This is a genomic window from Halopenitus malekzadehii (assembly GCF_900108505.1).
Lineage (GTDB): Archaea > Halobacteriota > Halobacteria > Halobacteriales > Haloferacaceae > Halopenitus > Halopenitus malekzadehii.
In genome coordinates, this window is record NZ_FNWU01000001.1 from 54,614 (window position 1) to 80,559 (window position 25,946).

Consider the following 25,946-nt stretch of genomic DNA (forward strand, 5'->3'; position numbering starts at 1 on the left):
TCGGCCGTCATCGACGACCGATCGATATCGGCACCGCGAGAGGCAAACGCTAACGGGATGGACGTTCCACCGTGGAGTATGTCGAGCGACGTCACCGACGCCGACCTCGCGACCGCCGCCGACACCGCCGTCGGGCAGTGTCTGAACCTCGCCGCCGACGAATCGATCGTGATCGTCACCGACGACGAGCGCCGCTCGATCGGCGAGGCTCTATACGCGGCTGCCCGCGACGTGACCGACGACGCGACGATCCTGCAGTATCCGCCGGGCGAGCAACACGGCGGCGAGCCCCCCGCGGCCGTCGCCGAGGCGATGGCCGCGACCGACGCGTTCCTCGCGCCGACGACCAAGAGCATCAGTCACACGCGTGCACGTAGCGAGGCGTGTGACGCCGGCGCCCGCGGTGCGACGCTGCCCGGGATCACCGACTCGGTGTTCGTAACCGGGCTCGATGCCGATTACGCCGCCATTGCGGATCACTGCGCCGCAGTCCACGACCGGGTCGTCGGCGCCGACACGATCCGCGTTACCTCCCCTTCCGGAACCGACATCACGTTCGAGCCGGGTGCTCGCGAGTGGCACACCGACACCGGGATGGTTCACGAGCCGGGCGACTTCTCGAACCTCCCCGCCGGCGAGGTGTTCGTCTCGCCGGAGACGGCCGACGGAACCTACGTTGTCGATGGAACGATGCGTCCGCACGGGCTGCTCGCGGACGACGAACGGCTCACCTTCGAGGTCGAGGACGGCTTCGTCACCGACATCTCCGACTCCGACATCCGTGAGCAGGTCGAGGCGGGGGCCGAGTCGGTCGGCCGGGACGCGTACAACCTCGCCGAGCTCGGGATCGGAACCAACGTCGGCGTGACCGACCTCGTTGGATCGGTCCTTCTCGACGAGAAGGCCGCCGGAACCGTCCACATCGCGATCGGCGACGACGCCAGCATCGGCGGCGACACCGAGGCCCCGCTGCATCTCGACGGGATCCTGCGGGACCCCACGGTGTACGTCGACGGCGAGGCGATCGACCTCCCATCAGCCTGAGCACGAGCAATGAATGGGCGTCCGCCCCTCGACCGTCCGTCGCGGCATCACTCTCCGATGTGCCTCCGGGGCTGATCGTCCAGCCGGTGTTCGTCCGGTCAGCATTCCTTCCCGACGCACGCGCGAGTCACCCACACGCGCCGCCCGACACACGCGGGTTTTTACGCGTCGACGGGATAACGCCACCAATGAGCGATACACGCGAACGCGTCGGTCTCGTCTGCCCGTCCTGTTCGTCGGGCGAGCCGACGGTCCACGAGGTGCTCAGCCCCGGCGGACAGGCGACCGTCAGGTGCACCGACTGCGGTCACACACACAAAACCGAGATCTCGGAGCCGGAGACGGAATCCATTGACATCGTCGTCTCACAGGACGATCAGTCGTTCTCAACGACGATGGAGGTTCCTGCCGACACGTACGCCGAGGTCGGCGGCGAGTTTGTCGTCGACTCTCCGGAGGCACTGTTGCAGGCCCGGGTGACCGATATCGAGGTCGGCCCCGAGGAACGTGTCGAAGAGGCCGATGCCGAGGACATCCAGACGCTGTGGACTCGCGCGGTCGACAACGTCTCGGTAAAGGTGACGCTCCATCCGTCGGACGGCAACCGCGACCGAACGCGCCCCCTCTCGGTCGCCGTTCCGGGCGATTACGAGTTCGAGATCGGCGAGACCGAGACGTTCGGGGACGAGGAATTCACCGTCGAGGGCGTCCAGATCCGTGAGAACGCTCCCGACTATCGGTTCGACAAACTCGATCACAAGGGCGACATCGCCTTCGCGAAGGACGTCAAGCGCCTGTACGCGCGCGATGAGACCTCGACGGCCTGGTCGGCCTGGTGAGCTGCCTCGGCTTTGATCTCCGTGATCCCGCCGACCAGGTAGATCCAGCCGGCTGATCGACTGATGTTCTCCTCGATAGACGGGATTCTTGTGGGACCACAGCTTTCAGGATTCTCTCTGTTTTATGGTACCATATGTCACTCAGCGACGCTCGCGATCGCTTGGTCGAGCGACTCCGGGAGCGGCTGGACGTCGACGAGGCCGTTCTCGCCGCGATCGGGTCCGTCCCCCGCCACGAATTCGTCCCCGACGCCACCGTCGAACGCGCCTATGCCGACCGTCCCTTACCGATCGGGTCGAACCAGACGATAAGTGCGCCGCATATGGTCGCGCTGATGGCTGACCTCCTCGACGTTTCGACGGGCGATCGCGTGCTCGAAATCGGGACCGGTTGTGGGTACCACGCCGCCGTCATCGCGGAACTCGTCGGCGAATCCGGACACGTCTACAGTGTCGAGTACGTCGATGCGCTCGCCGTCGCCGCCCGTGAGCGACTCGATCGGCTTGGGTACGCCGCCGTCGACGTTCGCGTCAGCGACGGTCGGGACGGGTGGCCGGAGTACGCACCGTACGACGCCGCCTCCCTCACCTGTGCCGCCGCCGAGGGAATCCCGAACGCGATCATCGAGCAGACACGTCTCGGCGGGCGGATCGTCGGCCCGGTCGGTCGACGAGGCGATCAGGAGTTGATCCGGGTCACCGTCCAGTCGGACGACCTCGACCGTGAGCGACACGGCGGGGTTCGGTTCGTCCCGATGGTCGGCTGACGGACCCGGATCGCTGCGGTTCGACGTCCGTATGCCCCGCCGTCGAGCGTGCGGTTCATTACGACCCACGCCCGACCGTCGAGTATGGACGAGACGACGTTGCGGGCGGACATGATCGAGCGCCTCGAACACCGCCTCGATCGGCCGCTCGATGAGCGGGTACTCACCGCGCTGCAGCGTGTGCCCCGCGAAACGTTCGTCTCGGAGTCCCCGTACGATGATCGCGCCGGTCGCGAACACGGCACGCGAACGCTTGCGCCCTCGACGGTCGTCCGGATGATCGCCGCCCTCGATCCCTCACCCGACGAGGAAACCCTCGTCGTCGGCGCCGGCGTCGGCTACACAGCGGCGGTGCTTGCGGAGATCGTCGGCGCGCGCCACGTCCACGCGATCGACATCGACCGGGAGATCGTTCACGTGGCGCGGTCGAACCTCTCGGCGGCCGGCTACGACGCCGTGCTGGTCGATCGGCGGAACGGGTCGACCGGTCTCCCCGAGTACGCGCCGTTCGACCGGATCCTCCTCGAGGCCGCCGTCGCCGACCCGCCACGCGCCCTGATCGAGCAGCTCGACCCCGATGGCCGGTTGGTCTTCCCCAACGGGACCGGTGAGCAGACGCTGCTTGCCGTCGAACCCGAGGCAGGGGGTGGCGTCGACGCCGGCGGCGTCGACAGATCGGACCGGCCTGCTTCGCCGACGTCCCCGTCCGCCGGCCGCCGTGGCGGCTACCGCGTCCGTGAACGGGCGGGTCCCGTTCGGCTACAACCGATGCTTGCCGACGGCGAACGCGGCCCGATCGAGCGCAACCGCACCCGTCGTGAGGACGCCGAACGCGCCGTCACCAACGCCGCCTCCCGGCAGGGGTGGGAACAGGACTGGGTCGATTGGGACGATCTCCGGTGACCGTCTCTCCCGTCACTGCTCCGTCACCGTTCCGTTCACTGACATCCGTCATCGTTTCCGTCCGCCGGCTGCTTGGACCGGTCATTCCCGCACCACCAGCACGTTCGTGTTCTCGCGATCGTCGGTGTATTCGCTGCCAGCTGGCGGCTTGACGTCGACGACGAGGGTTCCATCGGCCTGGTTGGGCCCGAGCCTCGGATCGACGGTTACGGTCGCGGTGCCGGACGCGTCGGTTCGTGCGGTCGCCACCGAATCGATCCGAGCGGTCTCTCCACGAACCACGACGGTTGCATCGGCAACCGGTTGCCCGTCGGGATCGACGACGGTGAACGCGATCTCCTGTTCACCCGGCGTCGTCACCTCGGGTTCCGGCTGGACGTCCAGCTCGATCACCGCCAGGCCCTCGATCCCACTCACCATACTCATCATCACGCTCAAGCTCGCGACGCCGACGACGAGCGCGATGACGAGGCGGATCGGTAACCCCTCGATCGCTCGTTCGTCACGTCGGAGATCATCGAGCCCGTTTCGGATCGCTGACCCGGCGGTTTCGATCATAGGCCGTCTGGTCCCGGATTCGTATATAAACACTCGCCCTCCGGTTTTCATATGATGGCGACACACCGACCGTAATGTTCGATCACGGCGAATCGACCGACGTGTGCGGCCGTACTGGTGTTTCCGGGACGCACACGTACTCCTCGTCACAGGCTCCACGGCTGGATACGGCACCGTCGGAGGACACACGCTCGACTGCGACACCGGCGGACGTGGCACCGTACGTACTCGGTCGGGAACCGGGAACGGGCGGGCCACGCGCTCATCTCGGTGCGTTCCTCGCCCGTGACGGGAGCGCGGGTGCTCCGGTCGGGATCGACCTCGATGGGCCACACGCCGGAGTGCTGGTCGGGAAACGCGGCACCGGCAAGTCCTACACGCTCGGCGTCCTCGCCGAGGAGATCGCGATGACGGCCGGCGTGTCGCCGGTCGTTCTCGATCCGATGGGTGCCTTCGACGGCCTCGCTGCGCTCCCGGGTGGCCGGGTGCTTACGGCGTCGATCCACCCGGACTCGTTGCCGCCGGATCGCTGGCCCGCGATCGCGCGCCTCGATCCCGATCAGCCGCCCGGGAGCCTTCTCTGGCGGATCGTTGAAACGGTCGCGGACGAGCCGGGACCGGTGTCGATCCCCGCGATCCGGCGGGCCGTAACCGACGCTGACGTACCCGTGGAGACGAGCCGAACCGTGCGAAACCACCTCGACTTGCTCGCGGCGTGGGACGTCTTCGACACCGATGCGCCGTCGATCGACACGATCGTCGGCGGTGGTCCGACCGTGATCGATTGTCGGTCGCTGCCGCCGACCGCGCTGGACGCCATCGGCTACGCGATCGCGCGCGGGATCTACGACCACTGTGTCAACGCCGCTACCGACGTATTCCCGTGGTTGCTCGTCGATGAGGCACACGCGTTCCTCGACGGGATCGCCGCCGACGCCTTTCGAACGCTGTATACCCGTGGTCGGGCGCCCGGCGTGAGCGTCGTCTGTGCGACACAGCGTCCGAGCGCGCTTCCGCCCGTCACGGTCTCCCAGTCGGATCTCGTTATTGCCCACCGGTTGACCGACGAACGGGACGTTGAGGCGCTCTCGACCGCCCAGCCGACCTACCTCGCGACCGATCTCGCTCGCACCGTGCCTGCCGGCGTCGGTCGTGCACTGGTCGTGGACGACGCCACCGAGGACGCACAGACGGTCCGGATCCGTGAACGCCGCACCGACCACGGCGGCGCGAGTCCGTCCGTCAGCGATCGGTAGGTACAGGCGTCTCACCCACGTAGGGGCGAGCGTGACCGCCGAGACAGATGGCGCCGATCCGGATGCGGCTGACCGGCCCGACGGCACGGACGGTGACCACGATCAGTCCGATCCCTATGCCCGGGATCGGCGTTCTCAGGATCGTCGTGACACCGATCGTCGATCCGAGGCCACCGATATGTCGGAGATTCAACTTGACGAATTGACGCTCCCACAGCGAGTGTTCGTCGCGGCGGTTCAGAACCCGTTCCGCGGCGTTCTGATCGCGCTCTTGTTCGGGTTTGCGTTCTCGTTTTTCATCGCGCTGTGGCTCGCGTTTCCGCGGCTCGCGGCCGGATTCTCTCTCGCCACGCTCGTCGTGGTTGCCGTGATCGTCGGCGTGGTTTCGCTGTTGCGATAAGCGGGATCGGGATTGCGATAAGCGGGATCGGGATTGCGATAAGTGGGAGCCGGGAGACCGAGGTTTCGAGACACGGCGATCCGGGAGCGCGATCGAAAACAACGATCGGTGACGCGACGGATGAGCGCTGCGTGGAACCGATCCGATCTGATCCGATTCGATCCGAATACGGGCCGTGGGCTGGCCCGGCCGGCGGACCCGGCCCTTCCTCCGAACGCGTTTTCAGTACCGGGACGGCATAAACGCGAACGCGATCAGGAACACCACGAGGCCGATCGAGACCCACTGAACCCGGGTCAAGCCGGACATTCGCTGTTCGAACTGGTCGATCTGGGCTTGCTGTGCCTCGTAGGACTCCATATCGTTCGACAGCGAGACGGTCGAGCTGTCCTGGAAGATCACGATGAAGTCGGTCCCATCAAGCGTCACCGTTCCCTGTTGGCTCAGTTCTGCTGAGGCCGTCTCGACGATTTCCCACTGAAGCGTGGCCTCGCTCGTGGTAACGTTTCCAACGGTCGCGTCGTGACCGTCGTACGATATCGTTTCACCCTCCGAGATCCGTCGCTCCTCGGGCTCGGGGAAGTACTCCTCGGCCGGGACGAGCGTCGCGGACCCATTTTCGTCGCGAACCACGACGTATTCCTCGCCGTCGCTCTGGACGGTCTCGTTGTCGGCGGCCGAATCGTTCTGCAGGATCGCCGTCCGATCGAGCTGGTCCTGTAGCGTGACTGTGTCGGGGTCCTCGCCGTCGATCACGACGCGCCAGTCGTTTCCGTCGTAGGTCACGGTCGAGTCGTTCGCCCACGTCGCCGACTCCTCGACTGTTCGATTCCACTCGATCGTTCCAACCAGTGTCGTGGTCGTTGCCCCGTGGCTCTCCGACGTTTCCTCGGTTACCTCGGTGACGGTGTACGTCGTCCCGTTGTACTCGAAGGAGTCACTCGCACCGCCCTCGAACGCCGGGTTATCGAACGAGACCTCCGGAGCGTCCGCAGTCGCCGTAAGTGTGCCCGCTGCCGCGCCCACCAGCAGGAAGAGCACGGCGTACACGGCTACAGCGCGTCGTTGCATAGTTCCAGCATAGGCCACCCGGCGTATAACGGTTACTTTCCCTCTCGCGGATCGGGAATGCCGGCGGCACCTTCTTTCTCGATCCTCTCCATCGTGGCGATCGGAAGTCACTTTTTCGAAAGTTCCCGATCGGGGTTTGCGTCCAGGTCGTTTGACTCGGTCACGTCGATGCTCCTACCGTCTGACTACCGCCTGACGGCTCCGGTGTAATATGTTAAGCAACATATATACCGATAGTTTAAAACCGTCATAGATGCCTACTGGCAGTAGGTATCTATGGACAGACGAACCTTCCTGAAGGCAAGCGGCAGTGCAACGAGCGTAACCGTCCTCGCAGGCTGTATCGGCGGGAACGGAAACGGTGGCGGGAACGGAAACGGTGGCGGGAACGGAAACGGCGGTGGCAACGGTAATGGAAACGGCGGCGGTTCCGATGACCCGATAGTGATCGGCGCCATTCAGCCCCTGTCCGGGAACTTCGGTCCCTGGGGACAGGCCCACCAGGCCGGTCTTGAGTACGGTATACAGGAGATCAACGCCGACGGCGGGGTTCTCGACCGCGATCTGGAGGTCGTCTCAAACGACACGGCAAGCGATCCCTCGCAGGCGGACAGCTACTTCCGGGAGTTCGTCGAGCAGGACGACGCGGTGGCGATCACCGGCGCCGTTTCGAGCGATGTTGGGATCCGAACGTCGGACACCGCCCAGGAGCTTGAAGTTCCGAACTTCCTCCATATGGCGGGCGCCGACGCGGCGATCAACGACCAGCGTCAGCACTCGTTCCGCGTCGGTCTCTTGCCCGCGTCGAACACGATGATCGCGCAGTCGCAGCTCATTGAGGAACGTGGCTACGAGAACATCGGCGCGATCGTCGGCGACTACGCGTGGGGGCGATCGATCCAGGCCGCCATGGAGGAGCAGTTCGGCGGCGACGTCCAGATCGAGGTCGCACCGGTCGGCACGTCCGACTTCCGGCCCTATCTGCGGAGCTTCGACGAGGACATCGAGTTCCTGAACGCGACCGGCCACCCGCCGGGCAACTTCACGATCACCCAGCAGGCGTTCGACATCGGTCTCGATCCGGATGTCGTCTCCGGCTCCGGATTCCCGCCCGGGGTTATCCAGGGCGCGCTCGGCGATCTCGCCCAGGAGGCGTATCTCCACTACCACATGTCCGATTACACCACCGAGGAGTACGTCGGTATCGCCGAGGGGTTCTCGGAGGAATTCCCGGAGCAGGACTTCGATACGCACCACAGTTACGGCTACGTTACCGCACACCTGATCGCGGCGGCGATCGAGGAGGCCGGCGAGGCGACCTCGGCAGCGATCACTGAGACGGTTCGAGACATCGAGTTCGAGACCCTCTACCCCGAACCACTCCAGTATACGAACGGCGGCGAGCCGGACGGACAGGTTCAGATCTACAGCGAGTTCACTTCGGAGGCGCCCGACTACGCGCCCGACCGTGACTGGGGTCTCTCGGAAGTGTTCCGTTCCGACCCGCTTCCGGCCCGCGAGTACTGATCCAGGAGACCATCTCCGGAATCTCGACTCCGGACCCGGGTTCGGCGACGCTTGCCACCGCGTTCGGCGACGCCTGGCTCCGCGTTCGGCGACGTCCGTATTCGGGTTGGAGACCATCGAGCCCCGTTGGACGCGGCTGCGACGATCGCCGGATCGGCCCGGGTCCCGACGGCCGGATGCCTCACGCCGCGGTCTGCCGACGATCGAACACACTCACGAGCGAACAACTAATCCGTAAGGTATACGATGACACCACATCGCAATAGGCGTAGAAGTATATGGTAGCAACTAACACTTTGATCGCTGTCGGGATCGACGGGATCGCATACGGGATGTTTCTGGCGCTTCTGGGCGTCGGGATCACGCTCGTGTTCGGGTTGGGTGAGGTGCTCAACCTCGCGATCGGAATGTTCGCGATCCTCGGCACGCTGATGGCTCACTATCTGTCGACGGCAGTCGGTCTCGGATCGGTGCCGGCGTTCATCCTCGGCGTGGGTCTGGTCGGGGTCCTCGGCGTCGCCGTCGATCGAACGCTGCTGTCGCTCGTGTACCGCTCGGACGGGGAGGAACGGATCCTGTTGGGGATCTTCGTCACCCTTGGCCTCTCGATCCTGCTTGAGGGAACGCTGACCAACTTCTTCCCCTCGCGATACTCGCTCTCGCTCGGGTTGCCCCGCGTCAACGTTATTGGCATCACGATACCCGGGTCCTCGCTTCTCGTCATCGCCGTCTCGGCGGTGGTGCTCGTCGCCCTGTTTGCGTTCCTGCGCGGGACGTTCCTCGGGAAGGCCGCTCGAACGGTCTTCCAGGACGAGGTCGGCGCGCTGCTGATCGGGGTCGATCCACGACGAATCCGGGCGATCGTGTTCGTTCTTGCGACTATCGTTGCCGGCATCGCCGGCGTCGTGTACGGCACGAGCGCGACCCTTGGAGTCACGAGCGGCTTTCAGTTCACGATCTTCGCGCTGATCGTCTCGATCGTCGGCGGCATCCGAAGCATCGAGGGAACCGCCATCGCGGGGATTCTGCTCGGGATCGTCGCGACGTACGCGAACTTCTTCATCGGCGCGTATCTCGCGAGCATCATCCTGTTTATGACCGCAGTGATCATCCTTCTGGTTCGACCGGTGGTGGGAGAATGACGTCGCTACCGCTTCCGCGGACGGAACGCACGTGGACGGGCGTGATGGCCGTCGTGTTGGCCCTTGCCCCGCTTTTCGTCCTCGAGAGCACCACGTATCTCCGGCTGTACAACCAGTTCCTCATCTTTGCGCTGTTGGCGATCGGCTTGAACATCGCCTTCGGCCACACCGACCAGCTGTTCCTGTTTATGGGTGCGCTCGCCGGCGGCGCAGCCTACGTGATGGCTGTTCTCTCACAGGACGTCCTCGGGATCTCTCCGTGGCTTCTGATCCCCGTCGGGATGGCCGCCTCCGGCGTTCTCGGTGCTCTCGTCAGCTGGGTCTCCGCGAAACGGAATCTGGGCGTGATCCTCATCTCGATCCTCACGTTGAACCTGCAGTTGGCCCTGACTGAGGCGTACGTCGGGCTTCGCAGCATCACCGGCGGGAGCACCGGCTACTCGTTCGGCGGGCTCGGGCTCGATTCGATCGGCTCGATGCTCGGCGTAAACCGGTTCGCGGTTCTCTCGTATCTTCTCATCCTGTTCGTCGTTCTCGCGCAGTTGGTCTACGTCCGCCTGATCGCGGGCAAGTACGGCCTCGCCTTCGAGGCGATCCGCGAGGACGACCTCGCCGCCGCCTCCATCGGCATCGACGTGGTTCGGTACAAGACGGTCGCGGGGTTCCTCGCGGCCGCGCTCATCGGACTCGGCGGGATCATGATGGCGGAGTTCCAGGGGACCGTCCTTCCGGGCGACTACGGGTTCGCGGCGATCGACGTGATGGTGCTGATCATGCTCATCGTGGGCGGCATCCGTACCACGTTCGGCCCGGTCGTCGGCGCCGCCGTCGTGTTCGCCATCGAGGAGCTGCTCTCGCCGGTCGGCCAGTGGGAAACGGCGATCTTCGGCGCCCTCCTGATCGTTCTGTTCCTCTATTTCCGTGAGGGAATGATGCCCGTCCTCTCCGACGCCATCGATCGGCTCCGTGATGGGAATGAGCCGCCGTCAGCCGGCACGAGCGACGGCCACCCCTGACCGTCACCGTCACAATCGTTTCACCGACCCCGCAATTGGCGCCACCGTTCGTGAACGGCGAGGCTTTCTCCTCGAACTTCCGTCACCGTTTGCACCCCCCGTCACCGTCGAATTCGATGACGGGGACCGATCGACGGTCTGGCCACGACGGTCCCGATCGATCGACACCGAGAAGATTCGTTCGCGTCCCCGGTCCGGAAATCCGATCCGGCCGTCGAGACGGCGCTAGAGGTAGGCATCCTTGACGTGGTCGCTCTCGAGCATCCCCTGGCCGGTGTCCTCGTGAACTATCTGTCCGTTCTCGAGGAGGTATGCGCGGTCGGCGAGATCGAGCGCCTTATCGACGTGCTGTTCGACGAGGAGGATCGTCGTCTCGTCGCTGATCTCGTCGATGATCTCGAAGACGCGATCAGTGATCTGGGGGGCCAGTCCTTCGCTCGGCTCGTCGAGTGCGAGGATCTTCGGTTCCGACATCAGCCCGCGGGCGATCGCCAGCATCTGCTGTTCGCCCCCGCTCAGCGATCCGGCACGCTGTTCGGACCGTTCCTCGAGAATCGGGAACCGGTCGTACATCTGCTCGATCCGGGCGTCGATGTCGTCTCGCTGCCTGTAGGCACCCATCTCCAGGTTCTCACGGACGGACATCTCCCCGAAGAGGTTCCGTTCCTCGGAGACGAGCACGAACCCGTGTTGGACGATCTCTCCGGGGTCGAGATCGGCGACGTCATCGCCCCACAGGGTGACCGATCCGGAATCGACGGGATGGAGGCCGCTCATCGTCTTCATCAGCGTCGATTTTCCGGCGCCGTTCGGACCCACGAGCGAGACGACCGTGTCCTCCTCGGATAGCTCCAGGGAAACGTCCCAGATGACCTGCATCCGGTCGTAGGAGACGTCGATGTTGGAGAGCTCGATCATCTCAGACAGCACTCCCGAGGTACGCCTCGACGACTGCATCGTCGTCGCGGATCTCTTCCGGAGTTCCGTCGGCGATCAGCTCGCCGCTCTGGAGGACGAGCAGTCGGTCCACGGTTCCCATAATGGCGTCCATAATGTGTTCGATCCAGAACACCGAGATACCTCGTTCGTCCCGGATCCGTTCGATGCTCTCGGAGAGTTCGGCCACCTCGTTGGGTGTGAGCCCGCTGGCGATCTCGTCGAGCATGATCAGGTTCGGATCCGCGGCGAGCACGCGTGCCATCTCGAGCTGTTTCTTCTGTGCCAGCGGGAGCGCACCGGCGTCCATCTCAGCGTGTTCGGCGAGGCCGAGGAACTCGAGCGACTCCATCGCCCGATCCCGGGCCGTCTCCCGGTCGATCGATTCGGTCGTTCCGAACGTCGCGCCGGCGATGGCGTTCTCGAGGACGGTCATCTCGTTGAACACGCGGACGATCTGGAAGGTCCGGACAAGCCCCAGTTGGGCGACCTCGTGAGTCTTGACTTCGAGGAGGTCCTGTCCGTTGAACCGGATCGAACTGCCCTCCTCGGGGGTCAACACGCGGGTTATCGTGTTGAACAGGGTCGTCTTTCCGGCCCCGTTCGGCCCGATCAGGCCGACGATCTCCCCGTCGTCGATCTCGAATGAGACGTCGTCGACGGCGACGAGTCCGCCGAACTCCTTGCGGACGTCGGAAACCTCTAGCATCGTTGTGCATAGACGGGTCGAGGCCGTCTTAACCCTTGTGAAGGACTGCCATTTTTTGTCGGATGGCATTCCCCTCACCGATCGATCCGGCACCCATACCGACGTTCGATCCCGCCGTCACTCGGTTCGCGATCGCCAGTATTGCCCGTGTAGTTCCGCTTCTGGGTTGTGTGGCGACGATCGGGCGCTCCTCGATCACTGATCGACTCAATGCGACGTCCTCGGGAAGCTGCTCCACGGGTGCCCCGAGCACATCCGCGATCCGATCAACCGGCGTTACGTCCTCCGGCCGGTTGAGCGCGACCGCCGCCAGTCCGGTCCCGAGCTCCCGCGCGAGCTCCCGCGTCCGTATCGCGTCCGGAAGTGCAAACGATCGCGGTGAGGCGACGAGTAGACACCGATCCGCGACGGCGAGTGGAACGCCGGCATCCGCGCGGCGTCCTGCGGGACAATCGACCACGACGATTCCACACTCCCGCTCGATCGTCCGCAGCGCGTCACCAAGACGGGTGAGGTCGCTCGCTCGCGCCCCCGCAAGCGATCGCCCACACGGAAGGACGGTGACCGGTCCCTGCCGGAGGCAGTCACGCGGATCGGCACGTCCGGCAAGCACGTCGTGGAGGTCCGTGCCCGTTGGTGCCGGCAGGTCGGCCATCCCGAGATCCGCATCCACGACGACGCCGTCGCAAGCCGCAGCGAGGTTGTACGCGATCGTCGTCTTTCCGACGCCCCCTTTCCCTCCGACGACCGCGACGATCACGCGAGCCTCCGAAGGGTCGTGATCGGGACGTCGAGACGGTCGTGGCGGTCGATCACCTCATCCAGCCGGTCGCGAAGCGTCTCGAGCGTCTCGATCTCGGCCGCGATCCGGTCCACGTCGGATTCGAGAGCGTCCAGACCGCCCGCCTCGGCCACGGCGGAGGTGGCCGCCTCGAGGTCGGCATCCGATACGACCGTGAGTCGGTCGAGCTCCGCGCTCACCGTCTCGATCCGGCGTTCGACCGTCCCGATGGCCGTCCCGTCCGGAGCCCGGCCGGAACCGACACCGTCCGTATTCGGGCCGAGGTCCGGGTCATCCACGTTCGACTCGTCGACCGGTTCGTTCGTCATCGTTCCGCCGTCGGTGCTTGCGGAGCCATCCGCCCGGGCCGCCGTCCCGCCTTCGGCCGTCGACACCGCTTCGCCGTTCGTGTCTGCGGATGCCCTCCGTGTCCCGGCCGCCCCCGCTCGGTCCGCAGGGCCCTCGATCCCCGGTACGCAGTCTCGCGGCGGCCGATGGTCCCCGAGGGTCCGGATCGCACGATCGGCGGCGGCGTTCGCCCCCGTTCCGTCTGTGTCTCGTCGACCAACCTCGTCCTTGATGGGTTCGACCGACTCGATCGTCATTGGTCGACGTTCCGAATCCAACCCCGTCGCACAGACGTACCCGAACCCGACTCGCGAGGATCCCTCGATATGGCAGGTGTACCCCGAACGGTCCCAGCCGGGTTCGGGAACACCGTGACGTCGTGGTGGCACCACCGGGCCGTCCAGGTCGTTTCGGAGCCGAACCAGCTTCGCCTCCGGGCCGTCGTTACACAACAGACACGTCACGATCGCCAGCCCGCCACGCCGTTCGACGTTCCACCTGAGGTCCATGGCCGGTCTGGCGCCCGTTCGTATCTAAAGGTCAGCACGACGCGACCGGCTCCGCCCAGTTCGAGTCGGTGCCATCCATCCCGTTGGTACCGTGCCGCGATCCGATCGGTGTTTCACGGACGGGCGATCGGCGCGCGACGCTTGTTCCGTCCTATGGGCTGCTGATCGAGCCGGCTCACAGGCGGACGATCGGGACGCCAAGCGTGAGGGCTGCCGTCGCGATGTCGTCCTCTTCATCTCTCCCCACTCCGTCGGACTCCGTGCCTACGCCCGGGTTACCAACCACGACGATCGGCGCCCGCCGCCCCGCAAGCGAGATCGCGGCAATATCGGCGATCGTCCGTGGTCCACACCACTCTCCTGGCCGCGATCCGGCCTCCACCGCGATCGGAAGCCCTTCGAGCGTCGATCGAAACGTCGGATGGACCGCTGCGGCGAGTTCACGGCGGGCCTCCCGTTCCAGGTTCGCGATTTCGTCCTCAAGCCGGAGACGACGCTCTCGCCGGTCCCGATCGCGTCTGGCGGCCCGCCGGGCCCGATCGAGGTCCTGTTTCGCCGCAATGCGGGCCGTCTCCGCCTCCGATAGTTCCGTCAGCGTCGCCTCGAGATCCGCACGGACCGCTTCCCGGTCCTCTTCGAGCTCCCGACGGGCTGTCAACTCCCCGCGTATCGTCGCTGCCCGCTCGCGAAGGTCGTGAATATCCGCCCCGACCGATGCGACCTTCCGTCGCGCCTCCGCGAGATCGACTGCTGGAAGATCCATCTCCTCCAGCCGGCGTCGACGGGCGGCCAGCGTCGCCCCGACCGAGGCGACGTGGCCGCGTTCGCGTGCCACGACTGCGAGGAGTCCTCGCAGCGATCGTCTCGCCGGGACTCGATCGAACGCGGTTGACGTCGACGGCCGTACACACGCGATCGTGACACAGGTCGTCTCGTCCTCCGCTTTCGGGACGGTCCCGGAGTCTCGGCTGGCCGATCCCGCGGTCCGTTCCCCGGTCTGCGCCCTGGACCGCCTCCTGGATCGTCCCGCCGTCGCTGCGGGTCGGATCCGGTCCAACACCCGTTCAACTCGCGGATCATTCGAGTTGCTCGCCGGAGTAGCCGCGCTGCTCGCCGGATCTGCCGAAGCGATCGGCGAGCCATCCGCGACGATCGCCGGACCGGTTCCGCCGATCGGATCCCACGACACGTCGCGGAGGTCCACCACCGTGCCCGACCGCTTGACCGGGCCGATCCTGACGCGTATCGCCGGCACGGATCGCGTTCGATCCGTCACCGTCGCGACCCGGGACTCACAGCGGTCGTTCACGCAGCGTCTCCGGATCCGGGTGTCGAGTACCGGCCGCGAACTTCGCGTACGGCGTCGCGGGCGAGTCTCGTGCCGCGTAGGCGGTCGCGGCCTCGCGGACCGCGGCGTCCACCGCCTCGAACTCGTTGAACGGCGACGTCCGTTCGATCTGCACGTCACCCCCGTGTGCGGCCCGTAACCGCAACGCCAGAAACGCGCCGTATGCGGTCCCCTCGAGCACCGCTGCTCGCCCAAACCGGCGTACCACCACGTCCTCGTGGGATCGACACGCGTTCCGCAGCGCCGTCCGTGCCGTCCGCGAGTACACCATCACCAACAACATAAATACTAATTATATAGTTTTAAATTAAATCCATTGATAGTAGAATACAAAACCCGAGCCCACGGTCAACACGTCGTGCCGTTCCCAACGGTTGAGACGGCCCCCTCAGCCACGTTCGGGCATATCGGCTTCGGGGAGGGTGATCTCACCGAGGGCCGTTGCCACGGGCGTCACAGTTTTTCGACGTCGAACCGGATCCGATCGCCGTCTTCGGTGCCGTCATCACCCTCAATGTGCTCCGTGGTTCCATCCACCAGCTCCGCGTTCCTGCCCGGGACGTCCCCGTTTTCGCTCGGGTCGGATCGAACGAGTTCCAGGATCCGCTCACGCGCCGCCGCTTCCGAGGTGGCCACGACGACGGTTCCGTCGATCGGGTCGGATCCGTGCGCCCGATACACCGCCTCGGGTCCCTCGAACTCCGTCGCGTACGTACGAAGGACGGCGATCGTTCGTCGTTCCGTCTCGGCAAGGCTCGCTTTGCCGTCCTCGAACCGCCGGAGGGCGTCCTCGACGTTTCGGATGGCAGATATTCGGTCCATCTACGTCGTTCGGAGGTGGTTTTGTGTCGGTTCGTAGACTTCCCCTTTCCGACGTAGCTTCTCGATCTCGTCCTCCGCCTTCGAGGGATCCATCCCCACCTCGTCGGCGCGGTCGATCACCTCCTCGACGGGTGCTCCTTCCTCGTAGTCCTCCTCGATGTCCGCGATCAGCGTCTTCAGGTTCTTGATCCGGTCGCGCTGGCTCTTTGAGGTTCCCGTCTCCACGACGTCGGCGTCGAACTGTCCGGTTTCGGGATCGACGCCAATGTCTTTCAGACACGACTCCACGATGTCGGTCGCGCGGTCCGCGTCCTTCCGGTCAACCGTGTCCGAAAGTCGGACGCGAGCGCTCGCCTCCGCGAGCCGGACGAGCGCCTCCAGCTTCCGCGCCGTAACGGGGACCGGCGCGTCCTCGTCGGCCCCCTTCGACCGAAGGTCGACGTAGAACTCCTCGATGACCTCCTTGGCCTCCTCGGTCATCGTCGGGTAACAGTTCCGCTTGGCGTAGGCGATGTACTTCCGGAGGAGGTCGGCGTCGATCGCCGGCGCAACCTCCTCGGTGACGTCGTCGACCTCCGCCTGTGTGAACTCCGAGGTGGTCAACTCCGTCCGTTGGGTGTTCAACTCGCCGGCGTAGTTCGTCTTCAGGATGTGTCGCGCCAGCCGGCTGTCGTGTTCCGGATCCGGCTGGTCGGTGACCGTGAAGATGAGGTCGAACCGCGAGATGAGCGCCGGCTCCAAGTCGATCTGCTCGCCGATCGGCTCGTACTGGTCGAACCGACCGTATTTCGGGTTGGCCGCTCCCAGCAGCGAACACCGCGCCTTCAGCGTCGCGTTGATCCCCGCCTTCGAGATCGAGATCTTCTGCTGTTCGAGCCCCTCGTGCATAGCCGAGCGATCCTCCGAGTTGTGAACGACCATCCCGTTGGCAAGGAAGTTATGCGTCCCCTCGACGGTCAAGTCGTATACTTTCGGTCGACGACGCTCCTCGATCTCGGTCAGCACCGACCGGATCTCGCATCGATGCGTTTCGATCCGGTCGGCGGCACTTTCCCGGACTTCGTCGAACCGATCAGTCGTAACGGCACCCGAGAACCAGCGTGAAACCGTCGACGAGGCGACGCCGATATCCCTCGCGATCGACGCCATCGAAACGCCGAACGCTTCCAGTTCGGTTCGGAGTTCGGTCCAGGTTCCCGCGTCGAATGGCCGCCGACACAATTCGCGCGCGCGATCTTCGGCCGTCGATACCTCTCCGCCGATCAGACCCGCAAGCTCCTGCTGGAGCACGTTTATCCGGTCGTCATCGCCGTGCTCGGTGACGGTCGTGACGTCCGTGACTCGTCGCCACTTGACGTCCCCGTTGACGAGGGATCGAAGCTCGCCGAGGTCGGTTTCGGCCACTTCTTCGACTATCGTCGCCAATCGTGTCGCGATATCGGTTCGGAGGGATTCATCGTCGCCCCAGTTCGCCGACACTCGCTGCTGTGGGTACTGGATCCCCTCGGCGAGCTCCCGTTGTGAAACGTGGTATCGATCCTTGATATCCGTGAGCACGTTCCAGGATACGTCCGACTCCAGACCGTCGAGATCACGTTCGGCCGTTCGTCGTCGTCGTTCGAACCGGTCGAGGATCCGGCGTGCTCTATGGATCGAGACGTTCGCATCGCCGTTCTCGAAGTTACAGTAGGTCGTTCCGTTGATCCCACACTCGGATTGGTACAACCGAAGCGACTCGCGAAGCCGCCGGAGCTGGTCACCACGGTTCGGGATGACGTCGAGGATGGTTCGATCGCCGGACGCAGCTCGGCGGACCGTCGTCAGTGCATCGTCCTTTCTCGTCGCCGTAAACCCGATATGCTGGCCGAACGACTCGAGCGAGTCGGCGTCCGTTATCGTGAGGTGATATACCGGTAACCGGTTGTTCCTCTTCGGTTTGGTCTGGATCTGTGCCGACACGCCGAACTCCAGGAGGAGGCTTTTCACGCCGACGAGCAGTTCGTAACTGGCCGACGCGATCCGAACGTTGCCGGCGTTCGTGTCGACGTGTCCCTCGCTGTCAGCCATTGCCCGAACGAATGCGGCCTTCGCGGCACGGTTCCCGGTCGAGACGTCGTCCGGGAACGACTTTCCGTCGTACGTCTCCAGACACATCCCAGCATCGAGAACCGCGTCAGCGGCCGATTTCCCGTGCACGTATACCGTCTCCTGTGGGTCACGATCCGGTCCGCGTTCGCGGCGTTCGCTCGGATGTCTCACCGGCTCCGCGTCGAAGACCCTGCGACACGCCGCCTCGAAGTCATCGAGGAGTTCCGCGTCGGTGTTCGTGAACCGGATGCCGTATCGACCCTGGCTTCGATCGTAGAACACGTTTCCGTCGCCGGAGAGATAGCCGAGAACGGCCGCGAACGCCGGGCTCATTCCATCGGCATTCGTCGGCGGATCGACGGACGTTGAACACACGGCCGTACCGCCGTCGGAGACGGCGGTCGGAAGCTCACGTGGCACGTAGACCCAATCGCCCTCCGCGAGTTCCGCTGCCGATCGTTCGATCCGCTCGCCGTCCTCGAAGACGAAGAACGGATGGTCGTCAGTCGTGGTCACCGATTCGCCGCTTTCGAGCGTGACGCGAGTCCGCTCGTCGGGCGCCTCGTACTCGTGAACGGCCGTGATCGGTCGTCTGACCAGATTCCCGTCATTCGTCATCGTCCACGCGGTCGCGCCCACGTCGCGGATCGTTCGTCCGTTCGGCAGCGCCTCGATCGATCCGTCATCGGCGACTTCGCGAGCGAACTCCCGGACCCTGGTGGTTCGTCCGTCGCCGAGGTGGATCAGCGTGTCGCCCGTGACACACCGCATCTTGTCGAGCTCGTCGATCGCCGCGATCCCCTGGTCGGCGAGGACGAGCGCACCCGCCTCGAGCGACCACTGCTGGCCCTCGCCGAAGTCGTCGCGAACGGCTGCGGCCGTGTTGTGGGTCACGAGACCGTTGGCGAGGAAGTTATGCGTGTCCGGAACTGTGAGGTCGAACACCTCCTTCTTGCCCGTGTTCTCGGCGGCGACGACCTCGTCCCAGACGAGGTTCGCCTCGGCGACTTCCGCAACCACGGGACCGACGTCCCCGAGATCGAGGTCGTCGACGATCGACAGCGCACGGTCCCGACTCGGGTCGTTCCCTCGATTCAGGTTCTGCCAGTACGCACTCGTTCCGCCGTCGGCTCGGGCGAGCGCGTCGCCGATCGGCAGGCGTTCACCGCGTCGAGGAGCGTCACGAACGATCCCGTCCAGCGCGGTCGACTTCGCGGTCGAGCGGAACCCGATCCGGTCCGCGAAGACGTCGAGTTCCTTGCCGTAAATGGCGAGGTGCGTCTGGATCGACATCGACTCGATCTCGTGGCCATCGGCACGCTCGTAGGTCCCACGTCGGTCACGGTCGCGCGTTCGGGCTCGAACGCCGTACGTCTCCAGCATCAGCTGGACCTGTTCGGCAAGGTCCCGACAGACGGTTGAGAACTGCACGCTGGACCCGCCATCATCGCGGCCACACACGGACCCATCGGCGTCGAACAGCCCCTGCAGGAACGCGTCGGCGTGTTCGGCCGTCGTGAGTCCGGGATCGAGTGACACGTCGTTTTTCGGCGATTCGACGCCCACGTTGCTGAAGAATCGGGCGACGGTCGCGCTGTGGAGTCGGATATAGGGAACGCGGTCGTCCTGACGTTCGACGTCGACCGACTTGTCGAACTTCGCCTCGATGATCTCCGCGGCGTGCTCCAGCAGTTCCTCGTCGGAGTTCGAGAGACGGACGTGGCCACGATTCTCGTCCCGGCGGGAGACCATCACGTCGCCATCCCCGAAGACGAGCCCGATCAGGTACAGCAGATCGGCATCGAACTTCTCGGGGATCGCGACGCCGTCACCGTGGCGAAGCATCGCACGGTCGACGTCGACGTCGTCGATGTCGGCATCGATCGCGTTCACGATAGTCTCGAGCGTTTCGAGCGAGAGGTGGCGGTTCGAGAGGGTATCGTAGATGACGTCCTCGGTGAGGTTGAGTTCCGCGGCGGCCGCTCGCAGCGTCCCGAACTCCTCGCGGAGTCGCGTCCGAAGGAACTCGATCGCCGCCGTGGTCGGCTTGAGCTTCTCCTCGGTGAACTCCACGTACTCGCGGACCGGCGGCGTCGACCGTTCGACGTCCGTGTACTTCGGGACGGCCACGTGGTCGCCGGGATCGACGTCCGAGATATCACGCCAGCCGATGCCGTCCGCATCACAGACGAGGACCGGGGTGTTCACCGACGCTTCTACGTCCTTCCCGTGTGCGGTTTCGATCCGACGGCACGGTTTCTCTGGCATCCGCCAGACGTGGGAGCTCTCGGCGAGTTCCACCGCTCCGCTCTCCCGATCGAACGTGTAGAGGTCGTAGTCCGCCTCACGGGACGTCTCCGTGTCCACCGGGTTCGGGTGGTACTCGCTCGCCAGATCCCGGATCGGGACGAAGCCCTCCGCCGTGTGGATCGTCGTGTCGCCGGTGACGCACAGTCCGGCCGCGCTGGAGCCTTTGCCGGAGGTATAGACGGATCTGGGGGCGATGTTCTCGACGTAGGAGATCATCTGGGAGTTGTGCGAGATGACCCCGTTCGAGACGTAGTTGTGGGTTCCCGCGATCTCGAGGTCGTATACCCAGTCGTCCTCGGGTTCGACCGTACCGATCGACTCGATACGATCCCAGCGAACTGCGTGGGTGAATCCGCCCGCTCCCGTGGTGTCGGTCGCCTTCGTCCCTCCGTCGGTGACCGTCCGCGGGGCGACCGCGACGTGGTCCCCGACGTCGAGTTCCTCGGCACGCCGGGGTTCGTGCGTTCCGACGTCGGGCTGAACGAACAGCGGATGCGACGGCGTCACGTCGAGTTCGTGTCCGGACGCGGTCTCGATGCGATACATCGTCTCGGGCGCCTCGCGTTTCCAGACTTTCGTCGCGCTCGCGGATCCGATCGTTCCGTCCGATCCGAGGGTGGGGACCTCGAAATCAACCGTATCGAAGACGCCGTCATCGATCGGTTTCGGATCCTGAAGGTTGTCCTCGACGACCTCACGTATCGGTCGCTCCCGCCCGTCTCCAAGCGTCACGCGAGTATCTCCGTCGAGACACTTCCCCGTACCTGGGTCCCCGATCAACAGCATATGCAGGTCCCCGCGGATCCGCGAGCCATCGGGGAGGTGCTTGGTGACGCCGGAGAAGAGCTGGAGGACCATCGCGAGCTTCTCCTCCTCGTAGCCGTAGATCGCGGGGGCGATCGAGTCGGTCATCCGGTCGTAGACGTCGGGGTCGTTCGAGAGCTCGATGATCTCCTCGACGTCGTCGCTCGTGATGTCCATGTCCTCGAATTGCTCGTCCTCGACCGTGATGGAGACGCCGTCCATATACAGGTCGAAGATCGCGGACTTCTCGTTGCCCTGTTCGACCTGCTCGATGTGGAGGACGCCGACCGCGGTGACGTGGTCACCCGGGGTCACCTTGCCGGTGATGTCGTCGACGACGTTGACGTCGATCGCCTGGGGCGTCTCGCCGCCGCGGAGCCCCTCGGGCGACTCCTGGATCCGGAGCTTCTGGGAGTCGACGAACTCCGACTGGTCGAAGTTGACTCGGAAGGGCCCTTGTCGCTCACAGCCCTGACATTCGTGGGGCTCCTGAAAGCCGCCGTCGCTTTGGGGGATGTAGGTCATCGTTCCGCAGCGTTGACACTCGAAGGCGGCGTCGGTGATCTTCGGACGGACATCGGTCGCCTTCCGAACGATTCCCTGCACGGAGACGAGCGTCCCGATGTGGTCGTCGTGGACGCGGATGCCCCGAATGTCGATGCTGTCGGGGAGGTTCTGGATCCGAACGTGTGCGCGACCGAGGCTGACGTCGGCGGGGAGGTCGTAGAGCCGAAGCGCCTCCTCGGCGTACTCGCGGAGCTGTTCGGGCTGGCTGCGGAAGTCCTCCGCGAGGTCGCGATCGAACTGGTAGAGATCGTCGTAGTCGATGTAGAGGGATCGCTGCTCGTTAGGGTACCGCTGTGCCAACTCGCCGACGGCCTCGCGGTAGTAGTTCCGGTAGAACTGGATGAACCGCTCGGTGAGATCTTGGTTGCCGGCCTGAGCCATTACGACGCGCCTTGGTCGTCATCACTGAAGAACCCTCCCCTCCGGTCGATCGTCGTGATGATCGGTGGCACCGCCCGATATCGGGCGATGATCGGTGATGGCGATCGATGCGTGATCGACGTTGACGGATCGCGTCTGTGCGAATCAGTTCCCGGTCCACCGCAACAGCGCGAGGGTCCCCTCATAGAGGACGATCATGGTGAGCGTGACGATGATCGGTGCCATCCCGGTCGGATCGGGGCTGAACAGGAAGGCGATTCCGAGGAAGGTGCCCCAGAAGATCAGCCGCTTGTCCTCGAGCCACTGCCGGGTGACGAGGTTCATCATGATCGCGAGCATGATGAACAGCGGGATCTGGAAGACGATCGCCATGAACGACATCATCACCACGATGAGGTTGAACGTCTCCTTGAGCCCGAAGGCGATCGTCGCGGCGTCGGAGGTGTAGGTCGTGAAGTAGCTGAAGATCGCCGGCAGCACGAGGAAGTGAGCGAAGAGGATCCCGATCCCGCCGAGGATCAGGCTCGTTGGCACGGCCGCCAGGTAGTACCGGCGCTCCCCGCGGTAGAGCCCGGGACGCATGAACCGATACGTCTGGTAGACGAACACCGGCAACCCAAGAACCACGCCCGCAAGTCCTGCGACCTTGATCCGCGTCAGGACGAGTTCGAGCGGCCCGTAGAGCCGCGGCCGGTTCACGTTCGGCTCCGGAATGTGGTACGACCAGAAGTAGTTTATCAGCTCGCTGGCCGACGGGAACGCGATCACGAGTGCGATGCCGCCGACGAGGAAGACGAGCCCCAGCCGGCGCATCATCTCCTCGATGTGGTCTGCAAGCGGCATCTCCTGGTCCGTCTTCGGACCTTCCATCTCGGTGACTGAGCCGTCGACGTCGTCTTCTTTGTCGGTCGTGCTCTCGTCCGTTTCAGGCCCTTCGTCTTCCGCTTGGTCTTCCGTTTCGTCGTTTTCTGCGTCGCCGCTTTCTGCGTCGTCGTTTTCTGCGTCGTCGTTTTCTGCGTCGTCGTTTTCTGCGTCGTCGTTTTCTGCGTCGTCCGTTTCCTCCCGGTCGCCGCTTCCCGCATCGTGACCGTCTGCTTTCTCATCCGCCCGATCAGTATCGTCCGAGCCGTCATCACGTTCGGCGTCCTCGTCCGTTTCGCCGCCGGTCGTCGGATCGGGCTCGTCACTCTCCGTGATGGGGGTGGCCTCGGTTTTCGACGGGTCGTCCCCGCCCGACTGCGGGCTATCCCCGTTCGCCGACCGATCGTCGTTCGACGACTCCTCGCGGGACGGATCCTCACCCATTCGTTGGTTGTTCACCCCCGGGCTATTATAGGCCTTTTTGGATAGCCGTGTGCACGCTCGCTCTCAGGACCGGCGTGACCGCGATCGACGGGCGCGGATTGAGGTAGATTCGTACGGTCGTCGGGTCGCTTCGAAAAGGTTGATAACTGGGACGCGCGTTCGCCACCGTAATGGCGAGTGCCCTCGATGACGACACCCAGGAGACGCTCACCGACGGGTGGGAGTCCACGAAGGTCGTCCTTCGATCGATTCAGAAGGACCTCCAAAAGGTGTTCATCGTCTACCTCATCGGGTTTCTCGCGACGTTCTACGCGCTTCGGATCTACGTCTGGGACTGGCTCAAGGGCATCACGGCCGCAAATATGCCCGCCGATGTCGAGGCGGAACTCGAGATTATCGCCCAGACTCCCTTCGAGGTCATCCTGTTGCAGGCGAAGATCGGACTCATCGTCGGCGCGGTGTTCGCACTCCCGGTGCTCATCTATTTCGCCCGTGATGGCCTCCGTCGTCGCGGGATGTGGCCGCAGGCCCCGATCCCACGCTGGAAGCTTGCCTCGATCGGGCTGCTCGCGGCCGTGCTGTTCCTCGCCGGCGTCTCCTACGGCGTCTTCGTCTTCTTCCCCGTGATGTTCTCGTTCCTCGCCGCGTTCGGACTCGAGGCGGGATTCAACCCGAGCTACTCCATCGTGATGTGGACGGAGTTCATCGTCTTCCTCACGATTTCCTTCGGGCTCGCGGGGCAGATGCCGCTCGTGATCACCGGACTCTCCTATTCGGGGATCGTTCCCTACGAGACGTTCCGTGACAAGTGGCGCCACGCCGTCGTGGGAATATTCTTCTTCGGTGCGATGTTCTCCCCGCCGGATCCGTTCACCCAGATTATGTGGGCGATCCCGCTCACGACGTTGTACGGCTTCAGCCTCTATCTCGCCAAGGTCGTCGTCACGGCCAAGCGCTCCTCCGACCGGATCGATCCGTTCTCCTCAGCCCGCACCCACTGGAACCTCGTTCTCGGTGCCGGCGTTCTCGGTGGCGGGCTCGTCTATGCGTACTACACCTACGGTGGTCTCCAAGCAACGAACGCGCTGTTGCAGTGGGTCGGAAGCGACTGGCGGGTCGTGCCGCCAGGGTCGAGTCTCGGAATCAACGCATCGACTGCACTGGCCATCTACGCGACGGGCGTTGCGATCCTGTTCGTCGTCCTGGCCGTTCTCGCAGCCATCTATCGCGATCTCGATGCCGACGCGACTGGAACGCCTGGGGGGGCTGCTGTTGACGCCGCGGCCGCCGATGCAACCAACGGTGATCCCTCGGCGATCGACCTCAGTGCGCTTGATGCCGGCGGAGTCCGTGCAGCCCCCGAGGCGGCCTTCACAGCCCTGTCCGAGGAGGAGGCCCTCGCGATCGCGAGCGACGCGATGGAGGATGACGACCCCGAAGCGGCGCAAGCGATCCTCGATCGGTTCGACGAGGCAACCGCAGCTATGGACGAGGAGTCGGAGGCCGTCGAGTCGGACACAGCTGACGACGGGATGGACGAATCGGACGCAACTGACTCGGCGACGGCGGACGTGGCAGAAGCGACTGACTCGGCCGGTGCTGCTGATAGCGATGGCGGACTGTTCGGCGGGATCACCGACCGCGCCTCGCGCGCCAGCACGACCTTCCTCGACGACTTCGCCGACGACGCCGACGAGGAGGACATCGGCGGCTACTACACCGATCTGAAGTTCATCGTCGGTTCGCTCCGGTCCCGGTCGTTCCGCCTCGTCGGCTGGTTCGTCGCCGTGATGGGTGCCGTGTTCACCTGGCTCTACCTGGGTGGCCTCGGTGGGGTTCGTGCCGACTTCCTCGATCGGCTCCCCGAGCGGTTCGACGCCGGGGAGTTCTCGGTGATCACGCTCCATCCCGTCGAGGCGCTCGTCTTTATGGTGAAGTTCTCGGTACTCATCGGCCTCCTTGCCGTGATCCCGCTCGTGGCCTACTACGCGTGGCCGGCGCTCCGGGAGCGCGGGTTCGTCCGCGGCCACGAACGGCACGTCTTCATTTGGACCGGCGCACTCGGCGGCGGGATCGTCGGCGGCTTCGCGCTCGGCTACTTCCTCATCGCGCCCGGGCTCATCTCGTATCTCGTCGCCGACGCGCTCGGCGCGCGGATGGTGATCACCTACCGGATCAACGACTTCTTCTGGCTCATCATCTTCACCACCCTCGGGATCGGCCTGCTCGCCGACGTGCCGGTCCTGATGGTGCTTTTGAACTCGGTGGGCGTTCCCTACGACGCCTTCCGAAACCGCTGGCGGGAGGCGACGATCGCGGCGATGACGTTCGCGGCTGTGCTCACGCCCGCGGACATCGTCACGATGATCCTCGTGACGGTTCCGGTGTTGGCGGCCTACTGGGTCGGCGTCGGGATCCTGTTCGTGGTCACTCTCGGCGGTCGCCGGAACCTCGCACCGCCAGCCCGGATCCTCGAGGCCACGGACCGGTTCGATCTCGACACCTCCGAGTGACG

General features: G+C 64.8%; 20 protein-coding genes and 1 pseudogene. 10 read left to right on the forward strand and 11 right to left on the reverse strand.

From position 1 onward, the window contains the following. The first annotated feature begins 78 nt into the window (after positions 1–78). From BLW38_RS00295 to BLW38_RS00310, 4 genes are all read left to right on the forward strand, one after another. Complete coding sequence (locus BLW38_RS00295; RefSeq protein ID WP_092815378.1) at positions 79–1,044, forward strand: aminopeptidase; 966 nt, start codon at positions 79–81, stop codon at positions 1,042–1,044. 188 nt (positions 1,045–1,232) lie between these two features. Continuing rightward, positions 1,233–1,883: an HVO_0476 family zinc finger protein gene (locus BLW38_RS00300; RefSeq protein ID WP_092812702.1), complete on the forward strand. Its 651-nt coding sequence runs from the start codon at positions 1,233–1,235 to the stop codon at positions 1,881–1,883. A 134-nt stretch (positions 1,884–2,017) separates the two neighbouring features. After that, positions 2,018–2,650, forward strand: a complete 633-nt coding sequence (locus tag BLW38_RS00305) for a protein-L-isoaspartate(D-aspartate) O-methyltransferase (RefSeq protein WP_092812705.1) — start codon at positions 2,018–2,020, stop codon at positions 2,648–2,650. 84 nt (positions 2,651–2,734) lie between these two features. Continuing rightward, positions 2,735–3,553 carry a protein-L-isoaspartate O-methyltransferase family protein gene (locus BLW38_RS00310; protein ID WP_092812708.1) on the forward strand — a complete coding sequence of 273 codons (819 nt, stop codon included), beginning with the start codon at positions 2,735–2,737 and terminating at the stop codon, positions 3,551–3,553. 81 nt (positions 3,554–3,634) lie between these two features. On the opposite strand, the gene BLW38_RS00315 is transcribed toward BLW38_RS00310, so the two are convergent. Further along, positions 3,635–4,111, reverse strand: a complete 477-nt coding sequence (locus BLW38_RS00315) for an Ig-like domain-containing protein (protein WP_092812712.1) — start codon at positions 4,109–4,111, stop codon at positions 3,635–3,637. A 212-nt stretch (positions 4,112–4,323) separates the two neighbouring features. Between BLW38_RS00315 and BLW38_RS00320 the strand changes: the two genes are divergently transcribed. Both BLW38_RS00320 and BLW38_RS15615 read left to right on the forward strand, forming a co-directional pair. Further along, on the forward strand, positions 4,324–5,367 hold the full coding sequence (locus BLW38_RS00320; protein WP_245710013.1) for an ATP-binding protein: 1,044 nt from the start codon (positions 4,324–4,326) through the stop codon (positions 5,365–5,367). A gap of 178 nt (positions 5,368–5,545) precedes the next feature. Next, entirely contained in the window at positions 5,546–5,767 is a 222-nt protein-coding gene (locus BLW38_RS15615; protein WP_143040775.1) for a hypothetical protein, read from the forward strand. Positions 5,768–5,989: 222 nt separating this feature from the next. Here the strand turns inward: BLW38_RS15615 and BLW38_RS00330 are convergent, their stop codons facing one another. After that, the gene (locus BLW38_RS00330; protein ID WP_092812718.1) at positions 5,990–6,838 is read right to left on the reverse strand and encodes a hypothetical protein; all 849 of its coding nucleotides are present in this window, start codon (positions 6,836–6,838) and stop codon (positions 5,990–5,992) included. A gap of 276 nt (positions 6,839–7,114) precedes the next feature. On the opposite strand from BLW38_RS00330, the gene BLW38_RS00335 reads away from it, so the two are divergent. From BLW38_RS00335 to BLW38_RS00345, 3 genes are all read left to right on the forward strand, one after another. Then, a complete protein-coding gene (locus tag BLW38_RS00335; protein ID WP_092812721.1) occupies positions 7,115–8,365 on the forward strand; it encodes a substrate-binding domain-containing protein in 1,251 nt (416 codons plus the stop codon). 278 nt (positions 8,366–8,643) lie between these two features. Then, positions 8,644–9,507: a branched-chain amino acid ABC transporter permease gene (locus tag BLW38_RS00340; protein WP_092812724.1), complete on the forward strand. Its 864-nt coding sequence runs from the start codon at positions 8,644–8,646 to the stop codon at positions 9,505–9,507. Continuing rightward, the gene (locus BLW38_RS00345; RefSeq protein WP_092812727.1) at positions 9,504–10,523 is read left to right on the forward strand and encodes a branched-chain amino acid ABC transporter permease; all 1,020 of its coding nucleotides are present in this window, start codon (positions 9,504–9,506) and stop codon (positions 10,521–10,523) included. Before BLW38_RS00340 ends, BLW38_RS00345 begins: the two co-directional genes overlap by 4 nt. Before the next feature lie 225 nt (positions 10,524–10,748). On the opposite strand, the gene BLW38_RS00350 is transcribed toward BLW38_RS00345, so the two are convergent. From BLW38_RS00350 to BLW38_RS00390, 9 genes and pseudogenes are all read right to left on the reverse strand, one after another. After that, positions 10,749–11,441, reverse strand: a complete 693-nt coding sequence (locus tag BLW38_RS00350) for an ABC transporter ATP-binding protein (RefSeq protein WP_092812732.1) — start codon at positions 11,439–11,441, stop codon at positions 10,749–10,751. A gap of 1 nt (position 11,442) precedes the next feature. Then, a complete protein-coding gene (locus BLW38_RS00355) occupies positions 11,443–12,168 on the reverse strand; it encodes an ABC transporter ATP-binding protein (RefSeq protein ID WP_092812735.1) in 726 nt (241 codons plus the stop codon). A gap of 28 nt (positions 12,169–12,196) precedes the next feature. Next, complete coding sequence (locus tag BLW38_RS00360; protein ID WP_092812738.1) at positions 12,197–12,928, reverse strand: MinD/ParA family ATP-binding protein; 732 nt, start codon at positions 12,926–12,928, stop codon at positions 12,197–12,199. Next, positions 12,925–13,806, reverse strand: a complete 882-nt coding sequence (locus BLW38_RS00365; protein ID WP_092812741.1) for a DUF7857 domain-containing protein — start codon at positions 13,804–13,806, stop codon at positions 12,925–12,927. The genes BLW38_RS00360 and BLW38_RS00365 overlap by 4 nt, the downstream gene beginning before the upstream one ends. A 175-nt stretch (positions 13,807–13,981) precedes the next feature. Continuing rightward, a complete protein-coding gene (locus BLW38_RS16905) occupies positions 13,982–15,115 on the reverse strand; it encodes a DUF7856 family protein (RefSeq protein WP_092812744.1) in 1,134 nt (377 codons plus the stop codon). After that, on the reverse strand, positions 15,099–15,437 hold the full coding sequence (locus tag BLW38_RS00375; RefSeq protein WP_092812747.1) for a DUF7855 family protein: 339 nt from the start codon (positions 15,435–15,437) through the stop codon (positions 15,099–15,101). The genes BLW38_RS16905 and BLW38_RS00375 overlap by 17 nt, the downstream gene beginning before the upstream one ends. A gap of 284 nt (positions 15,438–15,721) precedes the next feature. Beyond that, a pseudogene (locus BLW38_RS00380) lies at positions 15,722–15,976 on the reverse strand (DUF7854 family protein); the annotation flags it as partial. Beyond that, positions 15,977–22,126: an LAGLIDADG family homing endonuclease gene (locus BLW38_RS00385; RefSeq protein WP_092812750.1), complete on the reverse strand. Its 6,150-nt coding sequence runs from the start codon at positions 22,124–22,126 to the stop codon at positions 15,977–15,979. It abuts the pseudogene before it with no gap. 144 nt (positions 22,127–22,270) lie between these two features. Next, the gene (locus BLW38_RS00390; RefSeq protein ID WP_092812753.1) at positions 22,271–23,431 is read right to left on the reverse strand and encodes a twin-arginine translocase subunit TatC; all 1,161 of its coding nucleotides are present in this window, start codon (positions 23,429–23,431) and stop codon (positions 22,271–22,273) included. Positions 23,432–23,601: 170 nt separating this feature from the next. On the opposite strand from BLW38_RS00390, the gene BLW38_RS00395 reads away from it, so the two are divergent. Beyond that, entirely contained in the window at positions 23,602–25,944 is a 2,343-nt protein-coding gene (locus BLW38_RS00395) for a twin-arginine translocase subunit TatC (RefSeq protein ID WP_092812756.1), read from the forward strand. Positions 25,945–25,946: the final 2 nt, after the last annotated feature.